The sequence below is a fragment of the bacterium genome, from assembly GCA_020440705.1.
Taxonomy (GTDB): domain Bacteria; phylum Krumholzibacteriota; class Krumholzibacteriia; order LZORAL124-64-63; family LZORAL124-64-63; genus JAGRNP01.
This window is the reverse complement of sequence record JAGRNP010000095.1, coordinates 1-15,521: the sequence shown is the minus strand read 5'-3', so window position 1 is coordinate 15,521 and position 15,521 is coordinate 1. Positions and strand designations below refer to the sequence as shown.

Sequence of the window (15,521 nt, the reverse complement as noted above, 5' to 3'; positions counted from 1 at the left end):
CGACGACCCCGTCCAGGCCTTCCGCATCAAGCCCTGGCCGACCGTGGCGCGCGACATCGACGAGGCCGCGGCCCGGGTCGCCGGCGGCGGGGTCGTCAGCCGGGTCTTCCTCTGCGACGGCGACGCGCTCATCCTGCCCTTCGCCCACCTCGAGCGCATCCTGCTCGCCCTGCGCGAGAAGGTGCCCACCGTGCGCCGCGTGGGCATCTACGGGGACGCCCGCTCGATCCTGCGCAAGACGCCCGCCGAACTGGCCCGCCTGCGCGAACTGGGCCTCGGCATCGTGTACCACGGCGTCGAGAGCGGCGACGACCGGGTGCTGGCCGACGTCGTCAAGGGCTCCACCGCCGCCGACGCCGCGGCCGCAGCCGCGCGTCTGCGCGACGCGGGCATCCGCCACTCGGTGATGGTCATGCTCGGCCTCGGCGGGACGGCCCGCAGCCGCGAGCACGCCGCCGCCACCGCCGACCTGCTGACAGCCATGGACCCGCCCTTCGTGGGCGACCTGACCACGACCGTCGTGCCGGACACCCCCCTGGCCCGCAGCGCCGCCGCAGGCGACTTCGTCCTGCCCGACCGCTGGGGCCTGCTCACGGAGCTGCGCACCCTCGTCGCCGACGCGCGCTTCTCGCGCTGCCGCTTCCACGCCAACCACGCCAGCAACTACCTGCCCCTGAGCCTGAACCTGCCGGCCGACCGGGAGCGCGGCCTGGCCCTGCTGGACCGGGTGCTCGCCGCCCGCGACGAGAGCCTGCTCAAACCCGAGTATCTGCGCGGTCTCTGAGCGGCCCGGCCTTGACACGCCCCCGGCGCACGAGGATCATTCCGCCGAGCACCATCCCCATTCCCGCAGCCGGAGTGTTTCCGATGTCCCCGGACGATCCCAAGCCCATTCGCCTGCTCCTGGCCGATGACGAGGAGGATCTCGTCACCTTCCTGGCCCACCGCCTGCGCAAGCGGGGCTACGACGTGACCATCGCCCTGAGCGGGTCCGAGGCCGTCAGCGCCGCCACCGAATTGACCTTCGACGTGGCGGTGGTCGACCTGCGCATGCCCGACCTAGACGGCATCAAGGTCATCGAGCAGCTGAAGGCCCTGCAGCCCCATGTGGAGGCCGTCATGCTGACCGGCCACGGCGGACACGACACGGCGTGGGAGGCCGGCCGCCTGCAGGCCTTCCGCTACATCCTCAAGCCCCACGACTTCGACGACCTGGTCGAGGTCGTCGAAGAGGCCACCCGCCACCGCCGCGACCGCCTGAAGCGCGAGTTCGACGAACGGCTCGACGCCCTCATGAGCGGCACCACCAGCGCCCGCGACATCATCGAAGAGAGCGAAAAGCTGAGGCGTGAGTACGAGCAGGACTAGAATCGCCCTCGTGGGCGAAGGTCGGGAGCTTTCCGACCTGCTGGCGGGACTCGCCACCCGCTCCCGCCTGCTCAGGCTGCGCATCGTGGCCGTCGTCGACCTCGGCGGTCCCGACGGCGAGGCCCGCGAGTACGCCCGCAGCATCGGCGTTCCGGTCGTTTCCGCCGACGTGGCCGACCTCGACGGCCTCGAGGACCTCGGCGCCATCGTCCTGGCCGGCGGCGATCCCGGCGCTCTCGCCGACCTGCGCACCGCGTTCTGCCGGCGCATCCCGGTGCTCGGCCCCGAGAGCCGCACCATGCTCGAGGGCCTGGTCCGCCTCGTCGACGCCAACCGTGCCCTGCGCAGCGACAGCCGCCGCCTCAAGGAGGCCCGCCTGCGGCTGAACGAGTTCGTCGAGACGGCGCCCCTGGCCATCTACATCAAGGACATCAACCTGCGCTACCGGAAGATGAACGCCCACGCCCTGAAGATGCTGGGCGTGCGCGAGGCCGACGTCGTCGCCAAGCGCGACCGGGCCATCTACCCCGACGGCGCCGCCCGCTGGCTGCAGAGCGTCGAGCAGGCCACCCTGCGCGAGCGCCGCACCCTGCACGCGTCGGGTGTGCTGCCCATCCAGGGCCAGGACATGCACGTGCAGATCACGCTCTTTCCCATCGTCGAGAACGGCGCCCTCGAGGGCCTCTACGGCCTCATCGAGGACACGACCGAGCTCTTCGAGTCCGAGCGCAAGCTGCACCGGGTCGACGAGCAGCTCAACGAGACCCAGAAGTACCTGCGCGAGGTGCTGGAGAACAGCCGCGACATCATCTTCCTGACCGATCCGGCGGGCAACCTGCTCTCGTTCAACAGCGGCGCCGAGACGGTGCTCGGCTTCTCCCGCGACGAGGTCGTCGGCACGCCTGCGGAGCGGCTCTGCGCCATGCCCGGCGCCTTCGACCACCTCTTCGCCGAGGCCCTGCGCGACGGCCACGCCATGGCCTACGAGGCCGAGTTCCGCACCAAGTCGCGCGAGTCGGTCATCGTCAACATCAGCCTCACGCTCATCGAGGGCCCGGACGGCAAGCCCCTCGAGCTGGTGTGCATCTGCCGCGACATCACCACGCGCCTGCGCCTCAAGGAGGACCTGATCCGCTCCGAGCGCCTGGCCGCCGTGGGCGAGATGGCCTCGGGCGTGGCCCACGAGATCAACAACCCGCTCGCGGTCATCGACACCATCGCCGGCGTGGTCGAGGAGACCCTTGCCGACGAGGGCGACCGCCTCGAACCCATGACCCGCCAGATCCTCGAGAAGGCCATGCGCCGCCTGCACCACCAGGTGCAGCGGGTGACGCGCATCACCCACAGCCTGCTCGGCTTCGTGCGCGCCCCCGAGGCGGGCATGCAGGAGATCGACCTGGCCGAACTGCTCGAGGAGTGCCTGGCCGTGCTCGGCCCCGAGGTGCGGCGCTCGGGCACCGAGATCCGGCGCATGTTCGCCCACGACCTGCCGCGCTTCGTCTCGGACCCGCTGCTGCTCGAGCAGGTCTTCGTGAACCTGATCAAGAACGCGCTCGACGCCATCGGCGAGGCGCCCGGCCGGCCGGGCGTGCTCGAGATCCTCACCACGCGCGACGAGCAGGTGGTCCGGGTGGTCTTCCAGGACAACGGGGTGGGCATCCCGAAGAAGGACCAGGAGAAGATCTTCAACCTCTTCCACACCACCAAGCCCGCCGGCAAGGGCACGGGGCTCGGCCTGAGCATCGTGCACGACATCCTGCACCGTCTCGGCGGCAGCGTGCGCGTGGCCAGCGAGCCCGGCCAGTGGACGCGCTTCGTGGTGGTGGTGCCGCTGACGCCGCCGTCGAAGCCGCTGCCGGATCCTTCGGTGAGCATCTGAGCCCACTCGTCGCCGCCAGCCAAGGCTCCGAGAGGTTGCGTCGAAGCCCTTTTCACGCTGGCGTCTCCCCCCCACCTCCGATGTGGTATACTAGACGCCCATCATCCTGTTTCGCGGAGGGAGGTCCGCATGCCGCGCATTCTCATGATCATCTTTCTCGTCGTCGCCACCCCGCCGGCCGCCTTTGCCGACATCACCACCGGCCTGGTCGGTTTCTGGCCCTTCACGGGCGACGCCCAGGACGCCAGCGGCAACGGGAACCACGGCTCGCTCGTCAACGCCCCGACCCTGACCGTCGACAGGCACGGCGTTCAGGATGCCGCCTTCCATTTCAACGGATTGAACACGCGCATCGACGTGGCCCCTTCGGCATCTCTTGCGGCTCCCACCACGGCCATCACCATGGCCGCCTACATCCGGCGGGACGGTTGGGGCATGGTCGGCAGCCAGTACAATCCCATCCTCACCAAGTCGATCGCGGCGGCGAACGACTTCCAGTACCGGTTCATCGTCTCCCAGTCCGGACTCGGCACGTCCCTCAACAGCTGGAACACGTCCGGCAGTCTTCCCTTCGACTTCCTCGAGGACGTCTGGTACCACGTGGCCTCGACCTGGGAGGCCGACACGCTGAAGTCCTACGTCAACGGCATCCTGATGGAGTCCACCTACCTGCCGACGACCATCGTGCCGGACACGCACTCCCTGAGCATCGGTTCGGACGTCCCCGGCGTCCTGGAGATCTTCTACGGCGACATCGACGAGGTCCGGATCTACTCCCGCGCACTCTCGCCGGCGGACATCGCCGAATTGGTGGATCTCCCGAGTCCCGTGCCCGACACCTTCCGGCCCGGCCCCGGCCTGACCCTCGGTCGGGCGTTTCCCAATCCGGTCCACGTGGCGGCGGCCATTCCCTTCTCGCTCGGCGACGCCATGACCGTGAACATCGACATCATCGACGTCGCCGGTCGCCGCGTGCGCACCCTCGTGAACGGGCAGAGCCTCGCGGCCGGCGATCATGCCATTCGTTGGGACGGTCGGGACGCGTCGGGCCGGCCGGTCGTGGGCGGCGTGTATCTGTACCGGGTCGAGACGCCGTCCGGTTCGGCGTCGGGCAAGCTGGTCCTCAGGCGGTAGCGGGTCGGCGGAACGGCAGCATCGCAGGAAATGGTCCACGAGGGGAACGGGAGCGGGTCCGCGTCGAAGCATTCGGTGGCGTGGGTGCTGGTGTTCTCCCGCGCGGCGCGGTGCCGCGGTTCCGCGGCGGGGCGCAATGCCGGGATCCCTCCTACCGCACCTTGTCCAGTTCCCCCCGCAGCGCCTCCAGCTTCGCCAGGAACTCGTCCTTCTTGTCGGCCGCCAGCTGGGCCGCCTGCTCCCGGTACAGCCGCACACCCTGGATCAGGTTCGTGCGGATCTCCTCGGTGGCGGCGTCCTTGGCGTCGATCAGGCCCTGGCGGTGCTTCTCGAGGTCGCGCTTCATGCGGTCCACGTGGAGCGACAGCTCCTTGAGGAACATGTGGGGCCGCTCCATCTTGAACGGAAGCTGGGCGCGGCCGTAGATGTGGTCGACCATCTCCCACAGGCGCGCCACCTGGCTGAAGTAGACGGTGTTGGGCCCGCAGCAGACGGCCGTGCGCGCGGCCGGATCGATCTCGTTGGGCACCGTCGCCGCGCCGGCCAGGTCGTGGCAGATGCAGGCCTTGGCCACCACCAGCTCCGTCAGGCCGCTCTTCAGCTCCGGGCGCTCCGGCGGCGCCGCCTCCAGCGAGGTCAGCTTGCGGCGCTGGTAGTTGCGGCTCGCGGTGCAGATGGGCGCCTTGGTGAACTCGGTGTTCGAGACCAGGAAGCCCTTGGGGCACTCGCTGCCGGGCTTGCCCTGCTCGATCTTCTGCAGCCGCACCTCTTCGCTCAGCGAGGTCTTCAGGCACCAGAACGGCACGCCCAGGGGCGACGAGTCGCTCAGGTGGACGTCCTCCTCGCGCGCCTCGCTCACCTTCTTCAGGTGCAGCGCGTCGATGTTCACCACGTCGGGCACCAGCAGGAAGGGGCTGCCCCAGCCGGTGCCGTCGACGCGGTACTTCTCGGTGAGCATGCGGTTCTCTTCGGCGGTGCCGATCCCGCCCTGCACCGTGACGCGCACGTCCATCCTGGCCTCGGGCGCGACACGGCCGATCTCGGCCAGGGCCGCGCGCCAGACCGACTCGAGCGACTCGCGCAGCTCGTCGCGCTTCTGCTGGAACTCCTCGAGGATCGGGCCGAGCAGGGCGCCCTTGCCGCCGAAGGCGTGGCCGCCGCAGTTCAGGCCCGACTCGATGCGGTACTCGCTCACCCACAGTCCCTTGCGCGCGAGCAGCTTGCCCTGCAGCGCGGCCGAGCGGAAGTCGCCCACCTTCAGGATGATGCGCTTGCGGATCTCCCCCGTCTCGTCGGGGAAGAAGTCGCCGAACTCGGCGAGGTAGTTGTACAGGCGCCGGTTCAGGCCCGCCGAGAGGATGAGCGACGACTTCAGGCGGCTGTTGGCGTAGCCGCGCAGGGCGCTCATGGCGTCGGCGAAGACCGGCGGCAGCAGCTGGCCCTTCTGCATGCGGTCGCGGTCGAGCTTGGTCATGATGTTCACGTCGATGCCGCCGGGCGTGAGCTTGTCCTTCAGCGCCTGCTGCAGGCGGGCGCGTTCGTCCGGGTCGGCCACGGCCTTCATCTGCTCGTACATCTGGCGCAGGGGCGACTCGGGCAGCATCTCGTAGTAGCGGGTCAGTTCGCTGCCCGCCTCGAACACCGACGCCCGCAGCTTCGCCATCTGGTCGTGCACCATCTCGTCCATCAGGTCGAGGTACTCGGTGATGCGGCGCGCGCGCGAGTCCTCGTCGTCGTTGCCGATCTCGGCGTAGTCCCGGCCGAAGGCGCGGCTCAGGCGGCTGCGCATCTGCTCGATCAGGACGTCATCGACGAGCGACACCACCGAACTGATGCCGTAGCGCGCCACCTTCAGGGGCGTGTCGATGGTGAACCCGGTGCCCATGACCGGGATGTAGAACTTGTGGACGGGATCCATGAGGGGGTGGCTCAAGGGCGGCTCCTTCGCAACGGGGCGTGTCCCCGACAATTTCGCTCTAGGCGTCCAGAAGTGCCAGAATTTCGGCCGTTTTCTCTGTCATGAGGGCCGTGTCGGCCCGCGATTCCACGTTCAACCGGATCACCGGCTCGGTGTTGCTCATGCGCAAGTTGAAGCGCCAATTGCCCATATCGAGGCTGAGGCCGTCGGTGCGGTCGACCGCCCGGGCGTCCGCGGCGTACCGTTGCTCGATCCGTGCCAAAGCGGCCCCGGGGTCGGCGAGACGGCGGTTGATCTCCCCGCTCGCCGGATACGCCGCCTGCATGGCCGCGACCAGATCGGACAGGGACCGGCCCGAGTCGGACATCTCCTGCAGCACGTACAGCCAGGGCAGCATGCCCGAATCGCAGTAGGCGAAGTCGCGGAAGTAGTGGTGGGCCGACATCTCGCCGCCGTACACCGCGTCCTCCTTGCGCATGCGCTCCTTCATGAAGGCGTGGCCGGTCTTGTTCTGCACCGGCCTGCCGCCGGCCGCCGTCACGCGGTCGATGGTGTTCCAGGTCAGGCGCGGGTCGTGCACGATGGCGCTGCCCGGGCTCGTGCGCAGGGCCGCCGCCGCCAGCAGGCCCACCAGGTAGTAGCCCTCGATGAAGCCGCCCTGCTCGTCGAAGAAGAAGCAGCGGTCGAAGTCGCCGTCCCAGGCCAGACCCAGGTCGGCGCCGTGGGCCTTCACCGCGTCGGCCGTCGCGCTGCGGTTCTCCGGCAGCAACGGGTTGGGGATGCCGTTGGGGAAGCGGCCGTCGGGCGTGTCGTGCACGTGGATGAACTCGCACGGCAGTTGCGCGGCGAAGGCCCGCGCCACGGGGCCGGCGCAGCCGTTGCCGCCGTTGGCCACCACCTTCAGGGGCCGCCAGGTCGACGTGTCGAACCGGCCCAGCAGGGAGGCCACGTACTCGTCCCGCACGTCCTCCCGCACCACGGTGCCCTTGCGGCCGGCGAGGGTCTGGTCGACGTCGCGCGCCAGGCGCCCGATCTCGTGCAGACCGGTGTCGCCGCTGATGGGCTTGGCCTCGTCCCGGACCAGCTTCATGCCGTTGTGGTCCATCGGGTTGTGGCTGGCGGTGACCATGATGCCGCCGTCGAGCCCCCGCGCGAAGGTGGCGTAGTAGACCATCTCGGTGCCGCACTCGCCGATGTCGAGCACGTCGGCCCCGGCGTCGGTGAGGCCCTCGATGACGGCCCGGGCCAGCTCGCCGCTGCTCAGGCGGCAGTCCCGCCCCACCACGAACCGCCTGCCCCGCAGGAAGTTGGCCGTGGCCACGCCGACCCGGTAGGCCAAGGCCGGGTTCAGCTCGTCCGGCACCACGCCCCGGATGTCGTAGGCCTTGAAGCAGGAGGGTGTCGTGTTCTTGTCGGACATCGCTTGCACGCTTTCGGCGCGCACCGGAGCACGGTCCGGCGTCGCGCGGAGGGAAACCCTGTCGGAAATGTCCCCTTTGCAGTAGCATGAATAGCCCGGTTCGGCAAGAGCGGCATCGCCCCGTCCCGGCCGGCGGCCCGGTCCGCCCACCATCAACCCGATCTGCGGAGGAATCCCATGCGGAAGTTTCTTGTCCCGGCGCTCCTGGCCCTGTCCGTGTTCAGCCTGTCCGGCTGCGTCTTCATGCACGTGGACACCGACATCGCCGCCGACGGCTCCGGCACGATGAAGGCCACCATCGCCATGTCCGAGACGGTCCAGCAGTGCATCCTCGAGCTCAAGGAGCTCGACGCCGGCAAGTCCGACGACATGGACTTCCCCGCCTTCGACGAGATCGACGGCTCGCGCATGTCCGAGGCCGGCAAGGACTGGGGCGTGAAGGTGACGCGCTTCGAGAAGAAGATGGAGGGCGAGCGGGAGACCCTCGAGTTCGAACTCGCCTTCGAGAACCTCGAGGGCCTCAGCTACGTCATGAACCGCACCCTCGGCGACGGCCAGGACAGCGAGGGCATGGCCATCTTCGACGCCGGCGACGGCAACCTGGTGCTGCGCAACACGACCTACGACTTCCCTCCCGTGCCCGCCGACGAGAAGGAGGAGAAGGCCGCCGAGGACGACGCCCCCGCCCAGATGGACCCCGAGAAGATGGGCCGCCAGATGGAGATCATGGGCAAGATGATGAGCGCGCTGGCCGAGCTCGACGTGCGCTTCCGCATCACCGTGCCCGGCGACATCGTCTCGTCGAACGCGCCGGAGACCGACGGCCGCACCAGCACCTGGTCCATCAACTCCTCGAACATGATGGCCGCCGAGGCCAACATGGACCCCGAGATCGTCTTCTCCGGCAAGGGGCTGAAGATCGAACCGCGGAAGGAATAGGCATGACCAAGGACCAGGCCCTGGCCGCCCTGCGGAAGGCCGGCACCGCCCAGAACGTGAAGGTGTACGGACGCCACGGCGTGAAGGGCGACGCCTTCGGCGTCAGCTACGCCGAGCTCGGCCGCCTGCACAAGACCATCGGGACCGACCACGGCCTGGCTCGCGCCCTCTGGGCGACGGGCAACCACGACGCCCGGGTCCTGGCGACGATGATCGCCGACCCGGGCGCCCTGACCGCCCGCGAACTCGACGCCTGGGTGCGCGAGCTCGACAACTACGTGCTGTGCGACGCCTTCAGCGCCCTGGTCGCGCGCACCGGCAAGGGCCTCGCCCGGTACGGCGCGTGGAAGAAGCGCAAGGGCGAGTTCGTGGCCGCGGCGGCCTACAACGTCCTGGCGGCCGTGGCCTGCTACCGGGACGGGGCGGAGATCGATCCGGGCTTCGCCCGCGCCGAGATCGACGAGATCGCGGCCACCATCCACGACCGTCCCAACCGCACGCGCCACAGCATGAACCAGGCCCTGATCGCCCTCGGCGCCGTCGACGACGCCCTGGCGCAGCACGCCAAGGCCGCAGCGAAGCGCATGGGCAAGGTCGAGGTCGACCACGGCCAGACCAGCTGCAAGACCCCCGACGCCGCGACCTACATCGACCAGACGCGGGCCCACCGGGAAAAGAAGGCCGCGAAAGCGGCGGCGAAGAAGAAGGCCCGTGGGTGAGAGCCGCGGCCTGCGCCGCGCCGAACTGGCCAGCCAGGACGACGCCGTCTTCCGCGAGGTGTGCGGCGAGGTCCTCGTGGGCTACCTGGGCCTGGTCCTGCCGGACGGCATGCCGCGTTCGGTGGCCCTGAACTTCGCCACCCTCGGCCACGACATCGTCTTCCACGGCGCCCTCGAGGGCGAGAAGTACGACCTGATCCAGGCCGCCCCGTTGGCCGGGTTCACGGTGGTCAAGGAGTACGCCTACATCCCCAGCAACTGGTCGGCGCCCGACTACGCCTGCCCGGCCACCCAGTTCTTCAAGTCCATCGAGATCAAGGGCCGCTGCGAGCCCATCACCGATCTGCAGGAGAAGGCCGACGCGCTCAACGCGCTCATGGTCAAGCACCAGCCCGAAGGCAACTACGCGACCATCACGCCGGACATCCCGCGCTACCGCAAGGCCCTCGAGCACGTGGGCGTCTTCGCCGTGCGCTGCGCGTCCTGGACCGGCAAGGTGAAGTTCGGGCAGAACGAGCCCGAGAAGCTGCGGCGGATCTTCGTGGCGAAGCTGCGGGAAAGGGGCCGCCCCATGGATGATGAGACGGCCCGGGAGATAGAAAAGACCTTCTGAGACCCCGCCCCTACTCCACGAAGCGCAGGCCGGCGATCTGCAGGCGGACGGCGTTCTCGCCCGCCGGGCGCATCGGGTCGTCGAACCACAGCCGCAGGTGCGTGACGGCCGCCCGGTTCGGCGCCAGGTCGACGTCGACCGGGATGAACGCGTCCAAGTTGATGCTGTGCCGGCGCCAGGCGATTCCGGCAGCGACCAGGTCGCCCGTGTCCTCGTAGTCGTAGACCACGTCGACCTCGGGGCGGGCCGACGCCAGGTCGATGACGAAGGTGAAGTAGCCCTCCCGCCGCCCGAACAAGAAGTCGCCGTTCAGGTCCTCGGTGTCCCAGCGGTTGTTGGCCGCCGTGCCGTTGATGCGCGGGAAGGGGCTGTCGCCGTCGACGACGTAGTCGGAGGCGTACGCCTCGGGCCCGGCGCTGCCGGCCCCGTCCAGGCCCGTGTCCTCGTCCAGGGTCCACACGCCGTCGAAGTTGCGGTCCTCGCTCTGGAAGGTCCCGGTCTCGGGCCCCTCGCCGGTCTCGGGCCAGAACCCGTCCTCGCTCACGTAGCCCACGTCGATGTGCAGCCGCCCGGAGCGCAATGCGCGCTCGGCCTGGCCGTCGTTGAGCCAGATCTCCATGCGCCGGGCGTCCCGCAGATCCGCGCCGGTGCGCGACAGTCCCGTGGCGATGCCGCCCCAGCTGCCGGCCTGCCAACCCGAGCTTGCGCGCAGGTAGAGTTCCAGGGCGGGCACCGTCTCGTCGCCCGGTGCGCCGGCCAGGTCGGGATCCAGATGGCGGGCCTGGACGCGCTCACGCGGCGCGAACCAGCGCACCTGGTCGGTGCGGCCCGCGGGCACCGGCTCCGCATCGATACCGCGCGGAACGGCGGCGCGCATCCAGTCCGGCCGGGCCAGGGATAAGGGCCCCGGCAGCGGCCGGTCCGGGTAGACCATGGCGGTCGCCGTCCAGTTCATGGTGAACCGGCCGGCGGCCAGATGTTCCGCACGCGAGAGGCCCGGCTCGTAGATGCGGGGAGTGACGTGCCGGGCCAGCACCGACCCCGCGTACGGATACTGGTCCGGCGCGGCCAGGGCCTCGTAGGTCGCGGCCGCCGCCGCGAAGGGCTGCGGCAGATCGGGTGGGAAGAACACCAACCCGTGGTCGAGATCGAAGATCGTCGCATCCCGGATGTCGAGCAGGCCGTCCGGGCCGGGCCGGCCCGCCGTGTCCCGCGAATCCAGGCCGAACAAGCGGAACCACGGGATCCCCGTTTCGGTCTCGTCGAGCGGATCGACGCCCGCCCCGGCCAACTCGATGCGGAAATCGAACCCGGCCGGATCGATATTGGCGCCGCCGAGGTAGTAGACGTTGCGCAGCGGGTAGTCGCGGACATGGGGCACCGGCGGGCACGTGGCCGCCTTGAGCAGCTTCATGCGGTAGAAGAGTCCCTCCGCACCGTCCACCGCCTGGCTCGGCGCACCGGCTGCGGGGTCGTCCCCGACCCGGATGACGCCGCCGGTCGCATCGCGGACGGCGTAGGTCACGGCCAGGACCGCGTCGGACGCCGCCTCGGCGCCCAGATCGACGACCCGCAGCGAACCATCCGACGCATTCCTGATCGCGATCGACTGCCGAAGCTGCCAGCGGGCTCCGGTCAGGAACGGGGCCGTGAAGTCCAGACCGGACCAGGCCCTGCAGCCCAGGCTGTCCACGTACACGGCGATGTTCGCCACGTCGCCGGGTCTGGCCGGCCCCGCAGGCATCAACTCGAAGAGCCTGATGGTCGACAGGTCGATCACGTCGCCGTCCCCACGGCCCGCCGGCTCCGCCCAGGGCAGATCGAGCCGGAAGAACCGGTCGTGGAGGTAGGCCCCCGACGGGATCACCAGCGGCTTCTCCACCAGGTAGGGGCCCGGCGGATCCTCTCCCATCGGCACGGTGACGTCGTCGCCGCAGGACGCCAGCAGCACCAGCCCGGACAGAAGCAGCAGCGAAACGATCACGGTCCTGGTCATGGAAGTCTCCCCCTTGAGTTCGTCAGCAGTCGCCCGGGCCACCCGGACGCGGGATCCGCATTGCACTTTCCGGGCCGCGACCCCGGCCGGACGACGGCACCACCGGCATGTGATAATACCTTGCTCGACAACGGCTTGTCAAATCCGGCGTCCCATCGGGTCGCCGGTGTCCGCTCGCCCCATGTCCCCTTTGCGGGACACACCGTCCCGGATGCGGGAGGCGCCCTCCAGGGCCACCCCGCCGCAAACGAAACGGGACCCGGCCGGGTCCCGTTCCTGGAGCGCCGCGCTGGTTGCGCAGGAGCCTAGACGATGCCGTCCGGGTTCACCGGCGCCATCCGCGCCTTCAATTCGCGGTCGATCATGAACAGGCCGGGGCCGTCCTGGCCCACGAGGCGCAGCTTGTTGACGATGTCGTCGACCTGGGCCTCCTCTTCGACCTGCTCCGACACGTACCACTGCATCACGTTGTTGGTGGCGTGGTCCTTCTCGTCGATGGCCAGGTCGGCCAGCTTGGAGATGGAGGCGGTCATGAACTTCTCGTGGTCCAGGGCGGCCTCGAAGGCGGCCAGCGGGTTGTCCCACTCGGCCGGCGGAGCCTTGACGGCCTTCAATTCCACCTTGCCGCCGCGGTCGAGCACGTAGTTGAAGATCTTCAGGGCGTGCAGATGCTCCTCGTCGGCCTGCATGCGCATCCAGTGGGCGCAGCCGTCCAGGTTGGTGCTCTCGAACCAGGCCACCATCGCGCGATAGAGGTAGCTCGAGTAGTACTCTTCGTTGATCTGCTGGTTCAGGGCTGCGAGGAGCTTCGGGGTCAACATGGTCCTGCCTCCGAGGGGGTTCGCCGCGACCGGCGAATAACTTGCTTCCGACTCCAAGGCAAGTTAGAAAGGAATGCGGCGTTTATCCACCCCGAAATCGCCCCGAATCGCCGATTTCACGGGTTCTGAACATGAGAACCAAGTCCATTCGGGTTTGCAAAAACCGTGTGGCCTGCTACCTTGTAGCGGACACTTCCCGGGCCGAAATTCCTCCTTTTCTCCGCGGAGGCCCATTGCGGCCCGTTTTTGCGGACTGCAGGCGGCCCGTCCGGTCCAACCCTGTCGATCGCCGCGCGGTCCGCCCACCGCTGCGATCCAGCCCGAGGACTCCGTATGCCCAGAAAATCCATCGCGAAGTTCGACGTCGAGTACCTGCAGGTCCTGGACGAGAACGGCACCCTCGATGCCGCCCTCGACCCGGGCCTCAGCCAGGAGCAGGCGGTCACCATGTACCGCTGGATGCGCCTGGCCCGCGTGCTGGACGAGCGCATGCTCAAGCTCCAGCGCCAGGGCCGCCTCGGCACCTTCCCGCCCTGCACCGGGCAGGAGGCCATCTCGATCCCCATCGCCCTGGAGATGCAGGCCAACGACTGGTTCGTCGGCGCCTTCCGCGAGCTCGGCGGCCGCCTCGTGCGCGGCGAGCCCCTCACCTCCACGCTGTACTACTACAACGGCTGGGAAGAGGGGAACATCCTGCCGAGCCGCGATCTGCGCCTGACGCCGGTGAGCGTGGTCATCGGTTGCCAGATCGAGCACGCGGCGGGGCTCGCCTACGCCGCCCGCTACAAGGGCGAGGACGCGGCGGCCGTGGCCTTCATCGGCGACGGCGGCACCAGCGAGGGCGACTTCTTCGAGGGCCTGAACTTCGCCGCCGTGTGGAAGGCGCCGGTGGTCTACGTGGTGCAGAACAACCAGTGGGCCATCTCCATCCCCCGCGACGAGCAGACCTCGAGCCGCACCCTGGCCCAGAAGGGCCTCGCCTTCGACATGCCGGTGATCCAGGTCGACGGCAACGATCCCCTCGCCGTCACCGTCGCGATCCGCGAGGCCCTGGCCCGGGCCCGCGCCGGCGAGGGCCCGTCCCTCATCGAGGCCGTCACCTACCGCCTGATGATGCACACCACCGCCGACGACCCGAAGAAGTACCGCACCGAGGACGAAGAGAAGTGCGCCTGGGAGAAGGAGCCCCTCATCCGCACCCGCAAGTGGCTCGAGAGCAAGGGGTGGTGGGACGAGGCGCAGGAGGAGGCCCTGCTCGCCGACGCCAAGACCCGGGTCGACGCCGCGGTCGAGGAATTCGAGTCGCCCAAGGACTGGCAGCAGGACGAGCCCTTCCGGCACGTCTTCGGCACCGAGCACCACGTCATCAGCGCCCAGCACCGGGACTTCCTGGACAACGTCGCGCGCGAAGGGGGCAACTAGATGGCCAAGCTGAACATGGTCCAGGCCATCAACATGGCCCTCCACCAGGAGATGGCGAAGGACAGGGACGTGCTCGTCCTGGGCGAGGACGTGGCCGTCGACGGCGGCGTCTTCCGCCTCACCGAGGGCCTGCTCGAGAAGTTCGGCCGCGAGCGCGTCATCGACACGCCGCTGGCCGAGAGCGCCATCCTCGGCACCAGCATCGGGATGGCCCTGGCCGGCCTGAAGCCCGTCTGCGAGATGCAGTTCTCCGGCTTCAGCTACCTGATGATGGGCCAGTTCGAGGCCCACGCCACCCGCATGCGCGCCCGCACCCACGGCCAGTTCAACGTGCCCATGGTGATCCGTATGCCCTACGGCGGCGGCGTGCGCGCGTTGGAGCACCACTCCGAGAGTCGGGAAGCGACGTATGCCCACCTGCCGGGCGCCAAGGTCGTCATCCCCAGCGGGCCGCGGAACGCGCGGGCCCTGCTGCTGGCGGCGATCCGCGATCCGGACCCCGTGGTGTTCATGGAGCCCAAGCACTCGTACCGCGCCTTCCGCGAGGAGGTGCCCGACGAGGAGGAGGTGCTCCCCATCGGCAAGGCCCAGGTGGTGCAGGAGGGCACCGACCTGACGCTCATCAGCTGGGGCGCCATGATGCGCCCGGCCCTGAAGGCCGCGGCCCAGGTCGAGCAGGAGCGAGGCACGAGCATCGAGATCATCGACCTGCTCACCATCTCGCCCCTCGACTACCCGGCCTTCACCGAGTCCGTGAAGAAGACGGGGCGCTGCGTCGTGGTCCAGGAGGCCCCGCGCACCTACGGCGTCTCGAGCGAGATCGCCGCGCGCATCAACGACGAGTCGTTCCTCTATCTCGAGGCACCCGTCGCCCGGCTGACCGGCTATGATGTGGTGACGCCGTACTTCGGCCGCGAGAAGAGCTACATTCCCAACGCGGCCCGGGTGGTGCACGCCATCAACCAGACCCTCGACTTCTAGGAGGCCCGGTTTGTTCGAGTTCAAGCTGCCCGACATGGGCGAAGGCATCGCCGAGGGCGAGATCCTGAAGTGGTACGTCGAGGAAGGCGGCCACGTGGGTGAGGACGAGCCCCTGGTCGACGTCGAGACGGACAAGGCCGCGGTGACGATCCCCTCGCCGAAGGGCGGGACGGTCAAGGCGCTCAAGGGCAAGGTGGGCGACATCGTCAACGTGGGCGACGTCGTGGTGGTGATCGACGACGGCGGCGCCGGCGCCGAGGCGCCCGCGGCCCCCGCCGCCGCGCCCGAGGCCGCCTACGTGCCCGAGCCCG

At 69.2% G+C, this 15,521-nt stretch carries 14 protein-coding genes; 10 read left to right on the top strand and 4 right to left on the bottom strand.

The features are described from left to right. The 4 genes from KDM41_13305 to KDM41_13290 all read left to right on the top strand — a co-directional run. Window positions 1-784 (top strand): radical SAM protein (locus KDM41_13305; protein MCB1184405.1); only part of this gene is annotated, 784 nt, incomplete at its 5' end. Window positions 785-867: 83 nt separating this feature from the next. Next, on the top strand, window positions 868-1,368 hold the full coding sequence (locus tag KDM41_13300) for a response regulator (GenBank protein ID MCB1184404.1): 501 nt from the start codon (window positions 868-870) through the stop codon (window positions 1,366-1,368). Further along, window positions 1,349-3,247 (top strand): PAS domain S-box protein, encoded by a 1,899-nt coding sequence (locus KDM41_13295; protein MCB1184403.1) that lies wholly within the window; start codon window positions 1,349-1,351, stop codon window positions 3,245-3,247. Before KDM41_13300 ends, KDM41_13295 begins: the two co-directional genes overlap by 20 nt. A gap of 129 nt (window positions 3,248-3,376) precedes the next feature. Beyond that, on the top strand, window positions 3,377-4,381 hold the full coding sequence (locus KDM41_13290; protein ID MCB1184402.1) for a T9SS type A sorting domain-containing protein: 1,005 nt from the start codon (window positions 3,377-3,379) through the stop codon (window positions 4,379-4,381). 151 nt (window positions 4,382-4,532) lie between these two features. Here the strand turns inward: KDM41_13290 and KDM41_13285 are convergent, their stop codons facing one another. Further along, a complete protein-coding gene (locus KDM41_13285) occupies window positions 4,533-6,314 on the bottom strand; it encodes a hypothetical protein (GenBank protein ID MCB1184401.1) in 1,782 nt (593 codons plus the stop codon). A 43-nt stretch (window positions 6,315-6,357) separates the two neighbouring features. After that, complete coding sequence (locus tag KDM41_13280; protein ID MCB1184400.1) at window positions 6,358-7,719, bottom strand: phosphomannomutase; 1,362 nt, start codon at window positions 7,717-7,719, stop codon at window positions 6,358-6,360. A gap of 177 nt (window positions 7,720-7,896) precedes the next feature. Here KDM41_13280 and KDM41_13275 point away from each other — a divergent pair, with 177 nt between their 5' ends. Genes KDM41_13275 through KDM41_13265 form a run of 3 tightly spaced genes read left to right on the top strand, consistent with a single transcriptional unit; the run spans window position 7,897 to window position 9,990 of the window. Continuing rightward, entirely contained in the window at window positions 7,897-8,658 is a 762-nt protein-coding gene (locus KDM41_13275; GenBank protein ID MCB1184399.1) for a hypothetical protein, read from the top strand. A 2-nt stretch (window positions 8,659-8,660) separates the two neighbouring features. Continuing rightward, complete coding sequence (locus tag KDM41_13270) at window positions 8,661-9,377, top strand: DNA alkylation repair protein (protein ID MCB1184398.1); 717 nt, start codon at window positions 8,661-8,663, stop codon at window positions 9,375-9,377. Then, window positions 9,370-9,990 carry a pyridoxamine 5'-phosphate oxidase family protein gene (locus KDM41_13265; GenBank protein ID MCB1184397.1) on the top strand — a complete coding sequence of 207 codons (621 nt, stop codon included), beginning with the start codon at window positions 9,370-9,372 and terminating at the stop codon, window positions 9,988-9,990. The genes KDM41_13270 and KDM41_13265 overlap by 8 nt, the downstream gene beginning before the upstream one ends. A 10-nt stretch (window positions 9,991-10,000) precedes the next feature. Here the strand turns inward: KDM41_13265 and KDM41_13260 are convergent, their stop codons facing one another. Both KDM41_13260 and KDM41_13255 read right to left on the bottom strand, forming a co-directional pair. Then, window positions 10,001-11,986, bottom strand: coding sequence for a hypothetical protein (locus KDM41_13260; protein ID MCB1184396.1), 1,986 nt, complete (start codon window positions 11,984-11,986; stop codon window positions 10,001-10,003). Between the two features lie 305 nt (window positions 11,987-12,291). After that, window positions 12,292-12,807: a ferritin gene (locus tag KDM41_13255; GenBank protein MCB1184395.1), complete on the bottom strand. Its 516-nt coding sequence runs from the start codon at window positions 12,805-12,807 to the stop codon at window positions 12,292-12,294. A gap of 333 nt (window positions 12,808-13,140) precedes the next feature. Between KDM41_13255 and pdhA the strand changes: the two genes are divergently transcribed. From pdhA to KDM41_13240, 3 genes are all read left to right on the top strand, one after another. Further along, window positions 13,141-14,229: a pyruvate dehydrogenase (acetyl-transferring) E1 component subunit alpha gene (gene pdhA / locus KDM41_13250; protein MCB1184394.1), complete on the top strand. Its 1,089-nt coding sequence runs from the start codon at window positions 13,141-13,143 to the stop codon at window positions 14,227-14,229. Then, window positions 14,230-15,210 (top strand): alpha-ketoacid dehydrogenase subunit beta, encoded by a 981-nt coding sequence (locus KDM41_13245; GenBank protein ID MCB1184393.1) that lies wholly within the window; start codon window positions 14,230-14,232, stop codon window positions 15,208-15,210. It begins immediately after the preceding gene. Window positions 15,211-15,244: 34 nt separating this feature from the next. Then, on the top strand, window positions 15,245-15,521 hold a 277-nt coding region (locus tag KDM41_13240; GenBank protein MCB1184392.1), incomplete at its 3' end, for a 2-oxo acid dehydrogenase subunit E2.

Coding starts and splice junctions, on each gene's coding strand:
- KDM41_13300 (MCB1184404.1), top strand. CDS start 868: ATGTCCCCGGACGATCCCAAGCCCATTCGCCTGCTCCTGGCCGATGAC.
- KDM41_13290 (MCB1184402.1), top strand. CDS start 3,377: ATGCCGCGCATTCTCATGATCATCTTTCTCGTCGTCGCCACCCCGCCG.
- KDM41_13280 (MCB1184400.1), bottom strand. CDS start 7,719: ATGTCCGACAAGAACACGACACCCTCCTGCTTCAAGGCCTACGACATC.
- KDM41_13275 (MCB1184399.1), top strand. CDS start 7,897: ATGCGGAAGTTTCTTGTCCCGGCGCTCCTGGCCCTGTCCGTGTTCAGC.
- KDM41_13270 (MCB1184398.1), top strand. CDS start 8,661: ATGACCAAGGACCAGGCCCTGGCCGCCCTGCGGAAGGCCGGCACCGCC.
- KDM41_13260 (MCB1184396.1), bottom strand. CDS start 11,986: ATGACCAGGACCGTGATCGTTTCGCTGCTGCTTCTGTCCGGGCTGGTG.
- KDM41_13255 (MCB1184395.1), bottom strand. CDS start 12,807: ATGTTGACCCCGAAGCTCCTCGCAGCCCTGAACCAGCAGATCAACGAA.
- pdhA (MCB1184394.1), top strand. CDS start 13,141: ATGCCCAGAAAATCCATCGCGAAGTTCGACGTCGAGTACCTGCAGGTC.
- KDM41_13245 (MCB1184393.1), top strand. CDS start 14,230: ATGGCCAAGCTGAACATGGTCCAGGCCATCAACATGGCCCTCCACCAG.